General features: G+C 32.9%; 15 protein-coding genes. 8 read left to right on the top strand and 7 right to left on the bottom strand.

Annotated elements, in window-relative coordinates:
- The 7 genes from AXE85_RS04995 to AXE85_RS05025 form a co-directional block, all read right to left on the bottom strand.
- Positions 1 to 1,683, bottom strand: coding sequence for a recombinase family protein (locus AXE85_RS04995; RefSeq protein WP_062173586.1), 1,683 nt, complete (start codon positions 1,681 to 1,683; stop codon positions 1 to 3).
- Complete coding sequence (locus tag AXE85_RS05000) at positions 1,684 to 3,354, bottom strand: recombinase family protein (protein WP_062173588.1); 1,671 nt, start codon at positions 3,352 to 3,354, stop codon at positions 1,684 to 1,686.
- Positions 3,355 to 3,495: 141 nt separating this feature from the next.
- Positions 3,496 to 3,726 carry a DUF6870 family protein gene (locus AXE85_RS05005; RefSeq protein ID WP_062174740.1) on the bottom strand — a complete coding sequence of 77 codons (231 nt, stop codon included), beginning with the start codon at positions 3,724 to 3,726 and terminating at the stop codon, positions 3,496 to 3,498.
- Positions 3,727 to 4,189: 463 nt separating this feature from the next.
- Complete coding sequence (locus AXE85_RS05010; RefSeq protein WP_006267676.1) at positions 4,190 to 4,600, bottom strand: sigma-70 RNA polymerase sigma factor region 4 domain-containing protein; 411 nt, start codon at positions 4,598 to 4,600, stop codon at positions 4,190 to 4,192.
- Positions 4,601 to 4,839: 239 nt separating this feature from the next.
- On the bottom strand, positions 4,840 to 6,189 hold the full coding sequence (locus AXE85_RS05015) for an MATE family efflux transporter (RefSeq protein ID WP_062173589.1): 1,350 nt from the start codon (positions 6,187 to 6,189) through the stop codon (positions 4,840 to 4,842).
- A 16-nt stretch (positions 6,190 to 6,205) separates the two neighbouring features.
- A complete protein-coding gene (locus AXE85_RS05020) occupies positions 6,206 to 7,924 on the bottom strand; it encodes an ABC transporter ATP-binding protein (protein ID WP_062173591.1) in 1,719 nt (572 codons plus the stop codon).
- 9 nt (positions 7,925 to 7,933) lie between these two features.
- Entirely contained in the window at positions 7,934 to 9,667 is a 1,734-nt protein-coding gene (locus tag AXE85_RS05025; RefSeq protein WP_062173593.1) for an ABC transporter ATP-binding protein, read from the bottom strand.
- Positions 9,668 to 9,902: 235 nt separating this feature from the next.
- On the opposite strand from AXE85_RS05025, the gene AXE85_RS05030 reads away from it, so the two are divergent.
- From AXE85_RS05030 to AXE85_RS05065, 8 genes are all read left to right on the top strand, one after another.
- Positions 9,903 to 10,877, top strand: a complete 975-nt coding sequence (locus AXE85_RS05030) for a helix-turn-helix transcriptional regulator (protein WP_021676598.1) — start codon at positions 9,903 to 9,905, stop codon at positions 10,875 to 10,877.
- A gap of 224 nt (positions 10,878 to 11,101) precedes the next feature.
- Positions 11,102 to 12,031, top strand: a complete 930-nt coding sequence (locus AXE85_RS05035) for an ABC transporter permease (RefSeq protein ID WP_021676599.1) — start codon at positions 11,102 to 11,104, stop codon at positions 12,029 to 12,031.
- The gene (locus AXE85_RS05040; protein ID WP_062173595.1) at positions 12,024 to 12,842 is read left to right on the top strand and encodes an ABC transporter permease; all 819 of its coding nucleotides are present in this window, start codon (positions 12,024 to 12,026) and stop codon (positions 12,840 to 12,842) included. The genes AXE85_RS05035 and AXE85_RS05040 overlap by 8 nt, the downstream gene beginning before the upstream one ends.
- A 2-nt stretch (positions 12,843 to 12,844) precedes the next feature.
- Positions 12,845 to 13,633, top strand: coding sequence for an ABC transporter ATP-binding protein (locus tag AXE85_RS05045; protein ID WP_021676601.1), 789 nt, complete (start codon positions 12,845 to 12,847; stop codon positions 13,631 to 13,633).
- Between the two features lies 1 nt (position 13,634).
- Positions 13,635 to 14,414 carry an ABC transporter ATP-binding protein gene (locus tag AXE85_RS05050; RefSeq protein ID WP_062173597.1) on the top strand — a complete coding sequence of 260 codons (780 nt, stop codon included), beginning with the start codon at positions 13,635 to 13,637 and terminating at the stop codon, positions 14,412 to 14,414.
- Positions 14,415 to 14,483: 69 nt separating this feature from the next.
- A complete protein-coding gene (locus AXE85_RS05055; protein ID WP_062173600.1) occupies positions 14,484 to 16,118 on the top strand; it encodes an ABC transporter substrate-binding protein in 1,635 nt (544 codons plus the stop codon).
- Between the two features lie 184 nt (positions 16,119 to 16,302).
- Entirely contained in the window at positions 16,303 to 16,653 is a 351-nt protein-coding gene (locus tag AXE85_RS05060) for a plasmid mobilization protein (RefSeq protein ID WP_005539291.1), read from the top strand.
- 5 nt (positions 16,654 to 16,658) lie between these two features.
- A complete protein-coding gene (locus tag AXE85_RS05065) occupies positions 16,659 to 17,990 on the top strand; it encodes a relaxase/mobilization nuclease domain-containing protein (protein WP_062173602.1) in 1,332 nt (443 codons plus the stop codon).
- The last annotated feature ends 48 nt before the right edge of the window (positions 17,991 to 18,038 follow it).

Here is an 18,038-nt window from a genome sequence, read left to right on the forward strand (position 1 = left end):
TCAGCTCCTCCTTGTCTTTCTACCAAGTTTTTCAGTAATCACAGGAGTTTCTTCAAAATTAAATTTGATTTCTATTGTGTTATCTTTCCCTATAAAGATTTTATCAATGATGCTATCTACAAAGTCTTTATCCCATTTCTTTGTTTTACCTTTAAAAAGTGCTGTAAGGTACTTATGCCTTTCTTCAAGTTCAAATACCTCTTTTTCAAAGATAGCAACTTGTCTTTCTTTTAGGCTTTTAAGTTCTGCTTTCTTTTTACCCAGAAGTCCTTTTTCCCTTTCAAAATCTTCTTTCCTCCACTTGCCCAAAACATATTTTTCATAATACTCACTTTGAAGTCTGCTAAAGCCTAAAATTTTTCTTTCAATTTCAGTTATTTCTTTTTCCTTTTTCTTATCCAACTCTATTTTAAGATTGTCATAAGCATTTAGATAAGCCTTATAACTTTTACTGTTATTTAAAAGAATAGCATCAAAGACTGCTTTAACAGTTTTTTCAAGAGTAGCCTCTGTAATAGATGTTCCGCATTTTTCTGTTGTAAATTCTCTGAACCGATTACAGCTAAAATAAAATACAGTTTTATTACCGCTTTTTTGCCTGTGTACGCTCATTTTTCTCTTACAAATCCCACAATAAAGTTTTCCTCTAAATACTGTATCATCCTTAGCATTCTTATTTTCTTTTCTGCTATTTTTAATGGAATTAGATTTTGAGGAAATTTTCTCCTGTACCTTTTCAAATGTATCAAGCGAGATAATTGCTTCATGGGCATCTTCTGTTATTGTCCAATGTTCTTCGTCAAGCCTTTCTCTCTTTTTACCTTCAAATAAATGCTTTTGATTTCTGCCTTGAATGAGTGTTCCTGTATATACACGATTTTTAAGCACTTGTAATATTGTTGTCGGCATCCACGCTCTTATAAGCTCATTTTCATCAGCTTTAGCTTTTCCAAACTTGCTATAATCAGTTGCTATATATACTTTCTTTTCAAACAGTAACTTTGAAATATCAAGTGTACTAAATCCCTTCAAATACGCATCAAAAATTTCTTTTACGATGGAAGCTGTATTTTCATCAACATATAACCGTCTTACTCCATCTTCATCTTTTCTTGCTGTATAGCCATAAGGAGCCGCACCACAGATGAATCCGCCTTGTTTGATCCTCATCTGATGAGAGCTTGATACTTTCTTTGAAATGTCTTTTGCATAAGTTTCATTTACAATATTCTTCAAGATTACCTCAAGAGATTTATTGGGATCTTCCATGTGAAAGGTATCCAGATTGTCATTAACCGCAATAAATCTTACTCCAAGAAACGGAAATATCTTTTCAATGAAGTTTCCAAGCTCCGTATAATTTCTTCCGAAGCGGGATAGGTCTTTTACAATAATGCAGTTGACTTTTCCCGTCCTTACTTCCCCCATAAGTTTTTCAAAGTCAGGTCTTTCAAATTCTGTCCCTGTCTTTGCGATGTCTTTATATATCCCTACCAAGTTATGCCCGTCATTTCTCTTTATATAACTCTCACAAAGGGCAATTTGATTTTCAATGGAATCGCTCGGCTTTTCTTTTTTATCTCTTGATATTCTTGTGTAAATCGCTGTTTGAAAACTGTTTCTGCTTTCTTTGCTTAATGAAGCTTCTTCTGCCCTTTCCCGTCTGTTCGCTGTCCTTGCCATCTACACCACCTCCTTCATCAGCTCGGAGGATTGCTTTGCGTAGTCGCTTAGTTTATCCAGTATATCTGTGGTTTCATCATAGTTAAAATGGATTTCTATCCTTTTTTCTTCCAAAACATAGATTTTATCGACAAGTCTTACAAGAAGCCCTCTTTCTAAGGTGCTTATATTCCTGTACTTTTTAATATCTGACAGGAAGTTTTTGTTTCCCAAGCTTTTTTGATAAAGCCTTGAGATCTCCTTATTTTGTTTTTCTAAAATCAGTTCGCTTTCTACGATACGGTTTGTATAAAACTCTCTCATACCATAAAATTCTTCTTCTGAAATGATTCCCTCTTTTAAGTCCTGATACAGAGCTGATTTTAAAAGTTCAAACTTTGCCTTGCTTTTCTTGGTATATTCCTGTCTTTTATCTATTTTCTTAAAAAGCTCATAGGATACTTCCATGTCCCTTACTTTTTCCGAAATGCTTTCATACTTTCCAAGAGAGTTGATGTAATGGCGAATCATCTCAAGTACGCTTACTTTTAAATCCTCCTGTTTGATTGAATGCCTGCTGCACTCTTTTCCTTTGTTGTACTGGGAGCAGATATAGTAAATAGTGGGAGTTTTCCCTCTCTTATCAACTTTCTTCGTCATCTGAGCATTACAGTCCTTGCAAAATAAAAGCCCTGAAAACAAATCTGCTTTCTCTCCGACATTTTTTGCCTTTATATCACATTTCAAAAGTTTTTGGACAATTTCAAAGTCATAAATATCAATAATGGCTTCATGATTATCCTCTATTTCAATCCAATCACTTCTATCCTTGGAAACCACTTTATCCAGCTTATAATTGATTTTTTCCCGTTTTCCCTGTTGCAGTGTTCCGATATAGATTTCATTGGTTAAAATACGATTAACTGCCGGCGTATCCCATTTGGCAACCGCCTTTGTGCTAAAGCCTGTCTTATACCTTATTCCCTTTGCCTTTTTATGCTCCATCGGTGATGGGATTCCATTATCGTTTAAGTGTTTGGCAATAGAGTAGGAGCTGTACCCCTCAAGCTTCATTGAGAAGATTTCCCGCACCACATATTCTGCTTCTTTATCAATTACTATTTTGTGCTTATCTTCCTTATCTTTTTCATAGCCGTAAGGAGCATAGTTTGATATAAACTGTCCCTGTTTTCTCTTTACCTTGCAGACACTTCTGACCTTTGCGGAAGTATCCCTACAATAATTGTCATTGATGAAGCTTTTAAACGGAATGACCAAGTTCTTTTCCGTTTCACTGGCTGTATAGCTGTCATAATTATCATTTAGGGCAATAAATCTTATATCAAGAGAGGGAAACACTCTTTGCAGGTATCTTCCGCTATCAATATAATCTCTGCCAAATCTGGATAAGTCTTTTACAACAATGCAGTTAATTCTCCCTGTGATGACATCTTCCATCATTTTCTTAAATGCCGGTCTTTCAAAGTTTATCCCTGAATATCCGTCATCGACATATTCTTCTATCAGCTCCATATCCTCATTTTTATCAATGAAGTCATTAATCTGAAGTCTTTGGTTGGAAATGCTGTTGCTTTCCACCTTAAAGCCTTTATCATATTTTTCATCATCTTGTGATAATCTAAGATACATGGCAACTTTGAGAACATCTGTATCTAAATTGTTTTTAGACATAACAAAACCTCCAAACTTTCATATTCTTTTTTAAGGAGAAATATGATAACTTGGAGTCTTTCAGCTCTTATGAAGTTGTATCCCTATTTGATTCGTATTATACCATAGATTTGTAAAAAAGTCTGCCCCTTTTATCATATTTTAATCAAGAAGCATTGCTTTCTTTTTTAGGTAAGACAAAAAGCAATCCTCCAAACTTCTTCCATTCTCTGCATAGCTACATTTAACAATGACATTTCCGACTTTCATAAAGTACATGGAAAGCGGCTCTGCATTTTTCTTATCTTTTATATTTTCAATATCAGGGACAATTTTCCTGTCTATCTCTTCCGCTGACATGTTTTTATATCTTGCTAATTCTTCTGTATTCATTAGAAAACTCCTTTCCCTGTTATTTTCTTTTTTAAGTTTTATGACATTGGTAGGTGTCTTGGCTGACAACATAGGAATCTCACCTCCGCCCCTTATTCAAGACGAGCCGGCATAAACTGTTGAAGTATCATTATCACCGCCTGTATCAACGAACAGACTGCCACATCTGTTTTTTATGTAATCTTATTTATCGCTCACTTTCTTATTTCCTTGGTTTAACCAGTATTCATAAAACCGAAATCTCTCAGCAGAAAGGTCTTGGCGTAAGTCATAATTCTCCACAAGCAGATAAAGTCCTACCTTGGTCTATTTAGTTGTCAAAGAACAAAATATTTGAAAGGGATCTTTCTTTCTATTTTCCAATTTGCCATAGCAACCTATCTCTTGTTTAAAGAAAGTAAAAGAGGTCAAACTCCCCTTCACTTTATATAAGGAAAATTTGACCCCTTTGGTTACCGAAATTCTAAATTTCTTCGATAAATTTTTTCAGCTTCTCTAAGATTTTGTTTCTTTTCTTAATCAAAGCCGGGTGTGTGATACTCTTTAACTTTGCTACCGAACGGACTGGTTCATCATGAAAGTACAAACGCTCTATGATGTCCTTTTCTTCTGCATTGAGCCTTGATATAGCGTTTCTGACCGCTTCAATCATCATCTGTGTTTCCACAATCTTTTCAACATCAATGCCTTCATCAACAATGTTTTCATAGAAATGTCCATCATGGTCTAATGATGAAAAAAAGAGCAAGTGGTTTTTCCTGTCCACCTGCTCCAAATATTTTTCATGCTCTTTCTCACGCCAGTAGACCTTATATATCTCCTCACTGACTTTCACCTTTTGCCCATTGACATAAAGGTAGTATTCTTTTTTCATTTCAAGTCCTCCATTCTTTTTCTGTCTGCTTGTTTTCAGGCAAAAAAAGGAGGACTCCTGCACTTAAGCATAAGAAGTCCTCTAAAATGGGTAAGTATTGCCGAATTATTTAAATAAATTCTTAGACAATACGAAAAAAGGTGATTCCATCATTAAAGCTCTCATTATTATTTCATTGAACATAATTATCCTCCTGATACATTTACTTTTCTCATTTCATCTGCTCTTTCCCTCAATTTTTATATTTCATTTGAATTTAATCTTAATTTTTTTCTTACATCTATTGCAAAAGGTATTGTTATAATTGTGGTTATTAAATCAGCGACAGCTTGAGAATATATCACACCATTTAATCCAAAAATTTTAGGCAAAAGCAGAATGATCGGTAAAAATATAATTCCTTGTCTGCAAATGCTTAAAAATCCTCCAGCTAAGGCTTTTCCCATTGATAAATATAATGTGGAATATGTGAATTGAAATCCAAATGTAATAAACATAATGACTCCTGCTCTTAAAGCAGGAACTGCTATTTTCAAAACACTTTCACCAGTTCCAAAGATAGATAATATATTTGGTGCAAATATATAAAGTAAAATTGTCCATACTAAACAAAATAGATTTATATATTTTATACAGCACCTTATTGCTTCATTTAATCTTTTGTAGTTCTTCGCACCGTAATTAAAGCCGGCTAATGGCTGTAATCCTTTCATATATCCAAAAACAACATTCGTTCCCAAAGTTACAATTCTAAGTACGATCCCCATTGCAGCAATCGCATCTTCCCCATATAAAGATGCCGAAGATGATATTTTACTCATAGATATACTTGAAAAAATCTGGAGCAAAAACATTGAAATACCAACTTTCAATATTTCTTTATAAGCATTAATGGTTGGCTTAAAATTAGAAATTTTAAGTTTTATATAACTTTTCTCGCTTTTAAAATAAATGATATAAATAAACAGGGTTACGACTTGAGATATAAGAGTTGCAATAGCTGCTCCATTTACTCCCAAATTTAATCCATATATAAATATAGGATCTAAAACCATATTCAAAACCGAACCAATAATCATTGCTTTTAAGGAAACTTTAGCTGCCCCTTGTGCTACCGCCAGATTGCCTGCCGTTACATTAGCAGTGCTGACCATTGTACTTATAATGAATATGATGGCATATTTTTTAGCAATTTCTATTATAGAAGGGATTGCTCCCATAAATTTCAAAACATCAGTCAGCAGAAACAGCAGTGTCATGCCGGTAATCGCTCCGATGATAACACTTGTAAACATTGCTACAGTAGCAACTATATCTGCTTCCTTCTTCTTTTCTCCACCTAATAATCGTGATATATAAGAACCTGCCCCTGCACCAAAAGTTAACCCAATCCCCGAAAAAATAAGAGAAATCGGAAAAGCTACCGATACGGCTGCTACTGAATGTTTCCCCAGTCCTGATACAAAGTAAGTATCCACAACATTATATAATGCCATTATCAGCATACTTACAACCATTGGCATTCCAAGTTTAAACAAAGCTTTCGCAACATTTTCCTCACTCATAATCTTTATTTTGCTGCTATTCATTTTCCCGCTCCTTACATTATTTGTTTTTTGCCTGTTCTTGCTCTTTAATCATTTGGTAATAATGACCTTTTTTCTTTATCAATTCATCATGTTTTCCTATTTCTTCTATTTTTCCGTTATTCATTAAAATAATCTGGTCTGCATTTTTTATTGTATGAAGCCTGTGAGCAATAGTGAAAACCGTCTTTCCTTTTATCAAATGGTCAAATGCTTTATTAATCTTAATTTCATTATCTGCATCTAAAGATGCTGTAAATTCATCCAATAACAATATTGGAGCATTTTTTAAAATTGCTCTGGCAATACAAATTCTCTGCTTTTCTCCACCTGAAAGTGATGTGCCGCCTTCTGAAACTTTTGTATTATATCCATCAGGTAAAGAAATAATGAACTCATGGCAACAGGCAATTTTTGAAGCTTCAACAACTTCCTCAAAAGTTGCATTTGGATTGCCTATGGAGATATTATTTAAAATAGTATCTGATAACAAAATATTATCCTGAAATACTACGCTTACCGAATTTAATAAAAAATCCGGATTTAAATTTTTAATATTTTCTCCTCCAATGGTAATTTCCCCATCTGTTATATCCCAAAACCTTGTGATTAAATTCATTATGGTACTTTTCCCAGAACCAGATTCTCCTATCAGTGCGTTTATACTTCTTTCTTCTGCTACAAAACTAATGTCGTGCAGAACTTCTTTATTCTTTTCATAGGAAAATGAAACATTCTCAAATCTGACTGTATAGTTTTTTAAAGCATTTTTCTTACTGTCAAAATCATATTCTTCGCAGTCCATAGCTCTATTTAAATTGTCAGAAGCTATTTTTAAGTTTTTAAGCATGATATAATATCTCTCAAATGAAATTAAAATTCCGGAAACGGCAATTCCCATAATAAAAAACGCAATCAAAGACTCAGCTTTTAAATCTCCACCCATGAGCAAATAGCTTCCGCTTAATAGTGATATTGGCACAATAAAATTTATCAAACTTCCATATAATGCCGTTGGAATAGCCATTTTCACTTCTGTTTGAATACCATTTTTTCTGACTGCTTCCATATTGCTTTTTAATCTGGTAAAATTTGATACCTGCATACCATAGGCTCTAAAAACCTTTATGCCATTTATATATTCCAAAACATTAGAAACCATAGTTTCATTTAGTTTTCGTTTCTGATTTTCAAGTTTTTTAGATAATCTCTCGCCCCAATGCAATATCGGTATTGATATGATGATTACTATGCACTCAGCGAAAGCAAGTCTAAAGTCAATAAAAAAGGTTCCGACTATAAGCATTAAACAGGTAGTTATTGTTTTTATAAAAAATGGCAATGCGTGTGAAAGTAATCCTTCAAAACTACTTAAATCATTTGTTAATGTGTTTATTAAATATCCTTTACTGTTTTTGCTGAAATGACCTAAACTTAATTTTCTAAAATGATTTGCTAAGTCAGTGCGTAAAACCCCGGTTGTTAAAAAAGATTGCTCAAAAGACAAAAGATAGCTTTTCCTATATATTAAAATCCTTAACATAACGCCTATAAAGCATATCAATGTGTACTTGGAAATATAAGTGATATCTAATGTTCCATGAAAAATATCTATTATGGTCAGGTATAAAACGAAATATGTAACCATACTCCCTAATGAATCCAAGCACATAAGGAAAATAGGATAATACAGTCTATTTTTATTCTTACCTATCAGGTTATTTATGCCCTTTAACATTTTTCCCTCCTACTCCACATAATTTTTCATATAACTTGCCCACATTTTAGAATAGTATCCATTTATTTCTAAAAGTCTTTTATGTGTACCTTGTTCAACTATTTCCCCTTTTTCAAACACTATAATTTTATTGGCATCACATATTGTATGAAGCCTGTGAGCAATCATAATTACTGTTTTATCTTTTAATAAATTTTTCAATGCCGTCTGAATCTTGTGTTCATTTTCAATATCCGAATATGAAGTCGCTTCATCAAAAATAACAATCGGAGCGTTTTTCAGAATTGCTCTCGCTATACTGATTCTTTGTTTTTGTCCACCTGAAAGTTTAAATCCTTCCTCTCCGATTTTGGTATCATATCCTTTTGGAAGTGTAGTAATAAAATCATGAATTTGTGCATATTTTGCTGCTTCTTTTACACTTTCTTCATCCGCCTCACTGCCCATTCTAATATTTTCAAACAAGGTATCTTCCATTAAAAATGTATCCTGAAATACAAACGAAACCGCAGAAGTAAGAGTTTCCTCACTTAGTTCGTTTATAGGAATTCCTCCGATACAAATTTCACCTTTATCAACATTCCAATATCTCCCTATTAAGGACGCTGCTGTTGTTTTTCCTGCTCCAGAAGCTCCAACAAATGCAGTAAATGACTTAGGTTCAATCTTCATAGAGATGTTTTTTAACACAACATTCTCATCATCATATCCAAAACTGACATCATTAAATTGAATATCCAAATTTTTAGACTTCAGTTGTTCTTTTCCTACCACTTCAACCGGTATTCCAAAAAGTTTTTTTATATTGACCAATCCACTGTTTAACTCAATTCTTCCCATCGCAATATTAAATAGGTTAAAAAATGTCCTGTAAAAACACATCGTTAGTAACATAAATATCAATAAATGTTCTGTAGAAATCAACCCATTTACATACAAAAAACCGCCTATTGGCAATGTGAATAATATGCCTGAATCCAAAATTACTATCGTTATGGCAAGTGGATAACAAGAACACTTTGCCATTTCAACTAAACATTCCGTATAGCTTTTTGATGCAGCACTTAACTTTGCAAATTTTTCTACGGTTAATCCAAACATCTTTATAATCGGCATACAGTTAATATACTCATTTATAGAACTTAACAGCTCAGAAAAAGTATCTGTATATTTTTTAGTCAGATTAGGATACTTTTTCATCATCATTGTTGGTAGAAGCACGCCAACAACGACAGGCAGAAGCATTGTTAATGCCATAAATACATTGATATAAAACATTATTAACATTGATATTATAGTGATAACTACTGCCTGCGTAATTTCTATTAAATTGTGTGCTATAAACCCTTCTAATTTTTCAATATCATCAAATAATGCCGCTTTTAATTCTCCGGATGTTTTGTTATTAAAAAATCCCAAACTCACTTTTGATAAATATTCAAGGGCTTCCATCTTCAAACGGTGTATAATATTGTATGCGGCAACATGGGTGAATATCATAGTAATCGACATCAATATATTTTGCAGGATTGTTGAAAATATCATAACTAAAGCCCATGGCAACACAGACTTAAAATCAATTTGGTTGTTGATTAAAGCTGCAATCATTTTATATAAAACAACATACGGCACAAATGATAACAAGCCGCAAATCGAACCTAAAAATATTCCAATCGCTATTTTGAATTTTTCATAGCTAAGCAGCGAAAATACATTCAACTTCTTATTACTAAAATTTTCCATGTAAAATCACCTTCTTTAAATTATATTATTTATTATTTATAGACTATGTCAAAATAAGAATTAAGTCAATAATTGACTATTTTAGAATATACTAATATAGTTATCCTTAAAATCCTTTTATTTAAGCAGTTATAAGAGATTTTATCAGACAAAAATTAAAATATTGTGATATAAATTTAGTTGATTATGATATAAACTTGTGCTAAAATGATGTTTAATACGAGGAGGTGATACTTTGAACCGTACAGTTATTGAATATTATAAAAATTTACCTGAAAGTTTACATTTCTATAAAATTGAGGAAGAATCTGATTCAGAAAATGATTTTTATCGTATGAGTTCAGAATATGGGAATGGAACTTTGCAGATAATGAATTTTCATGGTCAGTTTTTAATTATAATTGCAAGCTTTATCCCTAAAAGTAATTTTGAAAAAGTGGCTGAAATTAAGGAGGAATATTTTGAGATTAGTCAGTTTGAAACTGATTCAAGTTCATTTAAAGTTGGCGGCAGAAAGGTAAAGCAGGTTGACAAAGGAATCTGCTGTTACGCAAATACCCGAAAAAGTGCTTATGCTTTCTGCGAAGCTAATAAGCCTACCTGTTTCACTAAAGTTATCATAACAAAAAAATATTTCGATTCATTTTTAGAGGGATATTTTGGAAATACTTATGAATCATATAAAAGTGCTTTGGATTTTTTAATTGAAAAGCCTAATTCACCGGAATTAAACTTTGTTTTTCAACAAATCAAAGACTGTCCGGCTATAGGAAATACCAGAAAATTATATATGGAAAGCAAGGTTATCGAAATTTTATCTCTAATAATTAATACTGCCCAAAAAGAAGAAAATCGTCCATATATCTCTGTAAAGTTGGATAGAAAAGATAAGCGTTCTCTAAACAAGGTCATTACATTTATGAAAAACAATTTATCCGCTTATCCTTCCATAAAAGAATTGTCAAAAATGGCAAACATGAGTTGCTCCCGTTTTCAGATGGCATTTCGTCAGGTTTATGGAACAACCGTTTATGAATACTTAAAAGTAATGCGAATGAATTATGCTCTTTTGCTATTGCAAGATACAGACGATAAAATTTATCATATTGCTCTAAAGGTTGGATATAAAAATGCGGGACACTTTGCAAAGATTTTCAAATCAACTTTTAAAATGAGTCCTATGGAATATCGTAATATTCATCATATCTAAAAGTTTTATATCGTAATATTTTTTATATCTATCACGATATTTTAACTTATTTCAAAATAATATTATGTAAAATCTCTATTTCTTGTGATTTAATAAGCGTTTAAGGGTGTTTTAAAATTGAAATTTGTAACCTTGTTTATAAACTAAATAATGTGTAAAATGTGAGTTAGTTATATTTGTCTAACTCACATTTTTTGGTTAAGGGAGGTTTTATTTTGAGATTAATGAGTAAATTTTTTAGGTTAATACTTATATTATTCATGATAAGCCTGTTATCCTTTTTCCTTTCAAATATATCTTCCATTGATTCAGCCGAAACTATTGCTCACCATTTATATGGCAACCCAAGTTCGGAACAAATTGAGAAAGTTAGAATCGAAAAAGGCTTGGATAAACCTATATTTGTTCAATATACAAATTGGTTAAAAATGGCTGTAACGGGTAATTTGGGTACTTCGTATCAAACATCTAATCCTGTGGTAACTGACATTAAAGAAAAATTTTGGGCAACCATTACCCTTGTTATTGCTGCACTATTTTTTATTGTGCTTTTCACTATTCCTTTAAGTTTAGTTTCTGCTTATAAAAAAGGGGAATTTGTTGATAAACTTATACAAAATATAACGATTTTAGGTATATCCATTCCTTCTTTTTGGCTTGGTTATCTATTACTTTCATTGTTTGCAATTACTATACCTATTTTTAGAGTAGTAGAGTATGGAAATTTCAGGAGCTTAATATTGCCATCTATAACCCTTGCAATCCCTGTAATTTCATCATCTACCAAACTACTAAGAACTATACTGCTTGAAAACATGGAACAGGAATATGTGATATATGCAAAATCCAGAGGTTTATCTAATAAGAGGATTTTATGTAATCATATCTTAAAAAATTCACTTCCTCCAATGATTACTCTATTCTTCCAAAACATCGGTATGATGATCGCCGGAAGCGTAATTGTTGAAAGTGTTTTTTCATGGCCGGGGCTTGGCTCATATTTTATGTCATCAATTATAAATAGAGATACCCCGGCAATTACAGGGTGTATGTTGATGCTTGGAATAATATTTGTCATATCTAATTCTATTGCAGAAAACATAAATCACTTATTGAGTCCCCATATTTTTAAAGGAGAGGAATTCAATGGCTAAGAAAATATTTCATAATAGACAAGCTGTTTTCAGCTTATTATTGGTAATATTGGTTATTACAGTTGCTTTATTCGCACCTTTTATAGCACCTAACAGTCCTTATACTGTCAACATTAGCGAAAAGTTTTTACCTGCTTCGAGTACATATCCTCTTGGAACGGATCAACTGGGGCGTTGTGTATTTTCAAGATTGGTTTATGGTGCAAGATATTCATTAAGCATTGCATTTCCGACTTTACTTATACTTGCTTTTATAAGCACCATTGTAGGAACTGTCAGTGCTTGGTTTGAAGGTGTTTTAGATAAAATAATTTTAATAGTATGTGATATCTTTATGGCATTTCCACCAATGGTTATAGTCCTTGCCCTATTAGGAATAATCGGACAGGGAGCTGTCAACTTAATAATATCCATCGTATTTTCTATGTGGATTTGGTTTGTGAAAGTAATACGCAGCTATGTATTAATAGAAAAGAGAAAAAATTACATAATTGCAGCTACGATTTCAGGCTGCAATTCTTTTGAAATTATATTTAAACATATATTTCCTAATATTGCCCCACTAATCATTGTATATTTCAGTACCGGTATTGCAGCTATTATATTGATGATTTCCGGATACTCTTTTTTGGGTATCGGACTTGCCGATAACACTCCTGAATGGGGTGTAATGCTGTCAAATTCAAAGCAATATTTATATTCTAATCCAATGCTAATCATGTATCCCGGTCTGTGTATTTTGCTTACTTCAGCAGGATTTAATATATTGGGAGAAGCATTAAGGGATGTACTTTCACCAAAGGAGTATTAGGTATGAATCCATTATTGGAAATAAAAAATTTAAAAATCATTCACCGAAAGTATAAAAAAACTCTCATTGATAATATAAATTTTGGACTTAATGATAGTGAGATCTTAGGTATTATTGGTGAAAGCGGTAGTGGTAAAACCTTAACATGCCGCTCTGTATTAAATTTATTAGACAGAAAAGCATTTGATGTAAGCGGCGAAATTCTGTTTGAAAACCAAAATCTGCTATCTCTTTCTGATAAATCATTAAATGCCGTTAGAGGGAAAAAAATAGCATTAATAATGCAAAATCCTATGAGTGCTTTTGATCCCATGAGTAAAATAGGTAAACAAATACTTGAAACATTAAAATTACACCAAAATGCTTCAAAAAAACACCTTATGGCAAGTATAGAGGAAAATTTAACTAAATTTGGACTATCAGAAACAGAGCGTATCCTTAATAGTTTTCCATCACAACTAAGCGGCGGCATGTTGCAAAGATTAATGGTTATATTAGCTCTAATGCTATCACCTGAGATAATCATAGCAGATGAAACAACAACGGCACTTGACATTAAAACACAATCCATTGTTTTAGAGCAATTTATCAAAATAAAAGAATCTGGAATTTCACTCATTGTAGTTACTCATGATTTTAGAGTTATAGCAAAATTAGCTGACAATGTGATTGTAATGAAAGATGGAATTATTATTGAAAAAGGAACTGTATTTGAAATTTTTAACTCTCCAAAGACTGATTACACTAAAAATTTACTACAAGCCAGTATTTTAAAGGGAGGAGGAATATAGAATGATTGTTGTAGAACATTTGAGTAGAAAATATCCTTGTTTGGGAGCAAATAAGAAAGATTTCATATCAGTAAATGATGTTTCATTTTCACTATTACCTAATACTTCTTATGCTTTGGTGGGTGAAAGTGGCAGTGGCAAAAGTACATTATCAATGATGTTATCTGCAATAATTCCTCCCAGTAACGGAACTATTCATTTTAACAATAAAAATATCTGGTCAATGACTAAAGAAGAAATTCTTATAATGAGAAAAAATGTTCAATTAGTCCTTCAGGATAGCTCAGGAGCTTTAGATCCAAAAAAAACTATTATTGACAGCCTATATGAGCCGTTACATAAGTTATGTAATTTAACAAAAAGCGAAATATATTCAACGATTATATCCACACTTGTTAAAATGGAGCTTCCCGAATCAGTTTTATCAAAATATCCTCATGAATTATCAGGTGGGCAGCAAAGTCGAGTCTGTATAGCAAGAGCTATATGTGTTGAACCCAAGTATATTATATTTGATGAATCTGTAAGCGGATTAGATGCAACTGTAAGAAAGAAAATATTAGATCTTCTGATAGAAATACGAAAACAAAGGAAAATTACTTACTTATTCATTACTCATGATATAGATGTTGCTCTATATATGGCAAGCCACATATTTGTTATGAAAGGAGGAAAAATAATAGAAGAAATATCCAATGCCACTTCATATGATTCATTTCATGGAGAATACTCAAGGGAATTAATTGCCTCACTTCCCCCTGATACTCCCTATGGCAGATGAACTTACAAAAAACATCAGTTTCAGTAGTAAGCAAGTAATTACAAACAACTAAAGAAAGGACGTGTATTTATGAAAACTACAAAAAAACTATTGGGAGTATTACTCTCTTTCATTATGCTCTTGTCAATAACAACCGGATGCAGCTCACAAAACACAGTTGGAAATTCAAAAAAAGTAAAAGAATTAACTTTTTGTGAAAGTTGGAATTTTGATGGTGGATTTTCTGTTTTTCAAGAACCTCTGAAGGCAAACGGAACATTTGGGTTGCTTTATTATATCCCAAACTTCTATGAAACTCTCATCAATTATGAAAACGGAAACTTTGTTCCCGGTCTTGCAGAAAAATGGGATGTAGGCAAAGATAATATGACTTATACCTTTAAATTAAAAAAGGATATTAAGTTCTCTGATGGCGAGGAATTAACTGCTGAAGTAGTGAAAAAAAATTTCGAGAATGTCGGAAAAAATTTAGAAACATATAACGGAGCTTTTGGTCTAACAAGTACATTAATAGAAAAAATCACTGTTGTTGATAAATATACTGTCTCTGTTAAACTGTCATCTCCTTACTATGGTGCTCTCAATGATTTTACTCTCCCTCTGCCTATGGGAATTATGTCGCCAAACGCATTTAATGCAGATGGTACATTATCAGAAAAAGTAAAAAACGCCACAATGGGAACCGGTCCATACATGTATAATGGTCAAAAGGACAATGATACCTACACCTTTGTAAAAAATCCGAATTACAACCGTAAAAATGTTGATGTAGAATCATTTAAAATCAAAATCATTCCTGATAATGATTCCAAATTACTGGCACTTCGCAACAAAGAAGTTGACTTGATTTTAGGTACGAATAATCTAAGTTATGATTCTTATTATTCTTTACAAAAAGACAAGTCCTTTGCCGGCAAAACATCAGATACTGTAATTCAAACAAGATATATCGGTATTAATACTGACACATCTCCTTTTGATGATGTTTCTGTCAGAAAAGCAATAAATTACGCAATAGATACAAAATCTCTAAGAAAAAATATTCTGGGAGATATTGAGAAAGAAGCTCCTTCAATCTTGGATAAAAATTTACCATATTGCAATGTGGACACTGAATCTTATTCTTATTCAGAACAAACAGCTAAAGATTTGCTTGAAAAAGCCGGTTGGAAAGACCAAGATGGTGATGGTATTCGTGAAAAGGATGGCACAAAACTCTCTGTAAATATTTCTTGCTCAAGTGATCAGGCAATGCTCAAAGATATATCAGAAGCCGTTGCCAGCGACCTAAAAAAAGTTGGATTTGAAGTGAAAACATCAAGTTCCGAAACAATGAATCACTATAAAAACATCTCTGAAGGCAAGTATCAACTGGCTATCGGAATAACATACAACATACCAATGGATCCATATAAACTGGTTTCATCATTTTCAAAAAATCCGGTAATGGATAATATGACATCAAAAGCATTAACCAGTATGAAAAACTCTGATGAGCTAATCAGAAGCTTAAATACTATGACCGATAAAAAAGAAATTCAGAATGTGTATAATACAATTATAAATGGATTACATGACGATGCAGCATTAGTCCCTATATCAAGAACGGTTGGTATGACCGTCTATAATGCGGATAAAATCACAGACTACAAGTTCCACTACCAGCCTGACTATTTAGATGTTTCCAACATCAGAACAAAGTAAATTGAATACTTGCTTAACACTTGCTATAAATCATTCTTTTGTAGCAAGCACAGTAAGTGTCCGTACACTTACGGAAAAATTGATGAAGCAGCCCTTTGGGATCTGCTTCTTTTTTTATCAATTTTTAGCTTGTTAGGGAGACCCTAATACCCCCGAAATTCACACAAAGGAGGAAAATATACCTATGGCAAATAGGATACGAAATGAACGACTTGAAATTAAGTTGACCAAAGAAGAAAAAGCTCTTTTTGAGGAGAAAAGAAAGCTCGCAAGGTGCAGAAATATGAGCCACTTTATCCGCAAATGCGTTTTAGAAAAAGAAATTTATCAAATAGATTTAGAACCGTTTAGAGATTTACAAGGCTTACTTTCCAACGCAACAAACAACATCAATCAGATTGCAAAGCGAGTAAATTCGACCGGTGTTATCTACAAAGAGGACATAGGCGATATGAAAAAAGAGATTGAACATTTCTCAAAAGAACTGTGGCAAATTCATTCCTTGCTTCTAAACAGGACTTCCGGAGGTGATTAAAATTTATGGCGATTACAAAAATACACCCTATAAAATCAACCCTTCATCTTGCTATTGACTATATTGTTAATAGAGATAAAACAGATGAACAGCTTTTAGTCAGTACGCATAAATGCCATCAGTCAACTGCTCATACTCAGTTTTTAAGGACAAGAGGGGAGGCGGGAACTAAGGGAACTGTCCTTGCAAGACATCTGATTCAATCTTTTTTACCGGGAGAAACAACGCCTGAAATGGCACATCAAATCGGTCTTGAGTTATGTAAAAAGATACTCAAAGATGAGTATGAGTTTGTCTTATCGACGCACATAGATAAAGGGCATATCCATAATCATATCATCTTCAATAATGTAAATATGGTTACCGGTAAATGCTATCAGTCGAACAAGAAAAGCTATCATAAGATCCGTTACCAGAGCGATAAGCTATGCAAAGAAAACAACCTATCTGTCATTGATGAGTTTTACGAAAGTTATAAGAAAAAATACAAAACAAGCGGAAAGTCTTGGTATGAAAATGAGCAGGCAAAGAAAGGGACTTCTTGGAAAAGTAGGCTTCAATTTGATATTGACAGAATGATAAAACAGTCTAAGGATTGGGATGAATTTCTAAGGAAAATGGCTGAGCTTGGATATGAAATTAAGTATGGCAAACATATTGCTTTTAAGCCAAAAGATAAGCCGAGATTTACCAGAGCCAAAACAATCGGAGAAGATTACACTGAAGAAAGATTAAAAGAACGCCTTGCAGAAAGATCATCTATTAAAACCCATGCTGTCAAAAAACGCATCGGCAATGTTATTGATATGAACACCAATATGAAAGTAAAAGAAAGCAAAGGCTATGAATATTGGGCAACCAAACATAACCTTAATACAATGGCTGAGTCTGTTATCTTCCTTAGAGAACACGGCATAAAATCTGTTCAGCAGCTTGACGAATTTATCAAGAAAAGTGCTGATGAAAGACAAAATTTACAGGATAAAATCAAGGCGATTGATAAGGAAATGGAACAGTTATCCACTACGATGGAGCAAGTTCATATTGTCAAAAAATATCGTGCCTATTACAAGGAATATAAGGCGAATCCGTCTGATAGGGCATTTTTCGAGGAATACAAAGCTCAGATTACCCTCTATGAAAACGCTCTTTCCGAGCTTAAAAAGTCTTATTCCAAGCTGCCAAATTCAAGGGATATTTTATCTGAGCTTGATAAATTGCAAGAAAAAAAGAATACCCTTATGCAGGAGTATTCTTCCTCAAAATCGACTATGGACGAGCTTTATCAGATACGAAAGAACTATGGAATTTATATGGGCAAGGAGATGGAGAGATAAATCTTCATCTCTTTTTTCCTTTTATCTTTCATATCTTTTTTCTATTTT

This window comes from Gemella sp. oral taxon 928, assembly GCF_001553915.1.
GTDB lineage: Bacteria > Bacillota > Bacilli > Staphylococcales > Gemellaceae > Gemella > Gemella massiliensis.

What these genes read in the sequence shown, in the direction of transcription:
- AXE85_RS04995 (WP_062173586.1), bottom strand. Translation starts at nt 1,683, where the DNA reads ATGGCAAGGACAGCGAACAGACGGGAAAGGGCAGAAGAAGCTTCATTA.
- AXE85_RS05000 (WP_062173588.1), bottom strand. Translation starts at nt 3,354, where the DNA reads ATGTCTAAAAACAATTTAGATACAGATGTTCTCAAAGTTGCCATGTAT.
- AXE85_RS05005 (WP_062174740.1), bottom strand. Translation starts at nt 3,726, where the DNA reads ATGAATACAGAAGAATTAGCAAGATATAAAAACATGTCAGCGGAAGAG.
- AXE85_RS05010 (WP_006267676.1), bottom strand. Translation starts at nt 4,600, where the DNA reads ATGAAAAAAGAATACTACCTTTATGTCAATGGGCAAAAGGTGAAAGTC.
- AXE85_RS05015 (WP_062173589.1), bottom strand. Translation starts at nt 6,189, where the DNA reads ATGAATAGCAGCAAAATAAAGATTATGAGTGAGGAAAATGTTGCGAAA.
- AXE85_RS05020 (WP_062173591.1), bottom strand. Translation starts at nt 7,924, where the DNA reads ATGTTAAAGGGCATAAATAACCTGATAGGTAAGAATAAAAATAGACTG.
- AXE85_RS05025 (WP_062173593.1), bottom strand. Translation starts at nt 9,667, where the DNA reads ATGGAAAATTTTAGTAATAAGAAGTTGAATGTATTTTCGCTGCTTAGC.
- AXE85_RS05035 (WP_021676599.1), top strand. Translation starts at nt 11,102, where the DNA reads ATGAGTAAATTTTTTAGGTTAATACTTATATTATTCATGATAAGCCTG.
- AXE85_RS05040 (WP_062173595.1), top strand. Translation starts at nt 12,024, where the DNA reads ATGGCTAAGAAAATATTTCATAATAGACAAGCTGTTTTCAGCTTATTA.
- AXE85_RS05045 (WP_021676601.1), top strand. Translation starts at nt 12,845, where the DNA reads ATGAATCCATTATTGGAAATAAAAAATTTAAAAATCATTCACCGAAAG.
- AXE85_RS05050 (WP_062173597.1), top strand. Translation starts at nt 13,635, where the DNA reads ATGATTGTTGTAGAACATTTGAGTAGAAAATATCCTTGTTTGGGAGCA.
- AXE85_RS05055 (WP_062173600.1), top strand. Translation starts at nt 14,484, where the DNA reads ATGAAAACTACAAAAAAACTATTGGGAGTATTACTCTCTTTCATTATG.
- AXE85_RS05060 (WP_005539291.1), top strand. Translation starts at nt 16,303, where the DNA reads ATGGCAAATAGGATACGAAATGAACGACTTGAAATTAAGTTGACCAAA.
- AXE85_RS05065 (WP_062173602.1), top strand. Translation starts at nt 16,659, where the DNA reads ATGGCGATTACAAAAATACACCCTATAAAATCAACCCTTCATCTTGCT.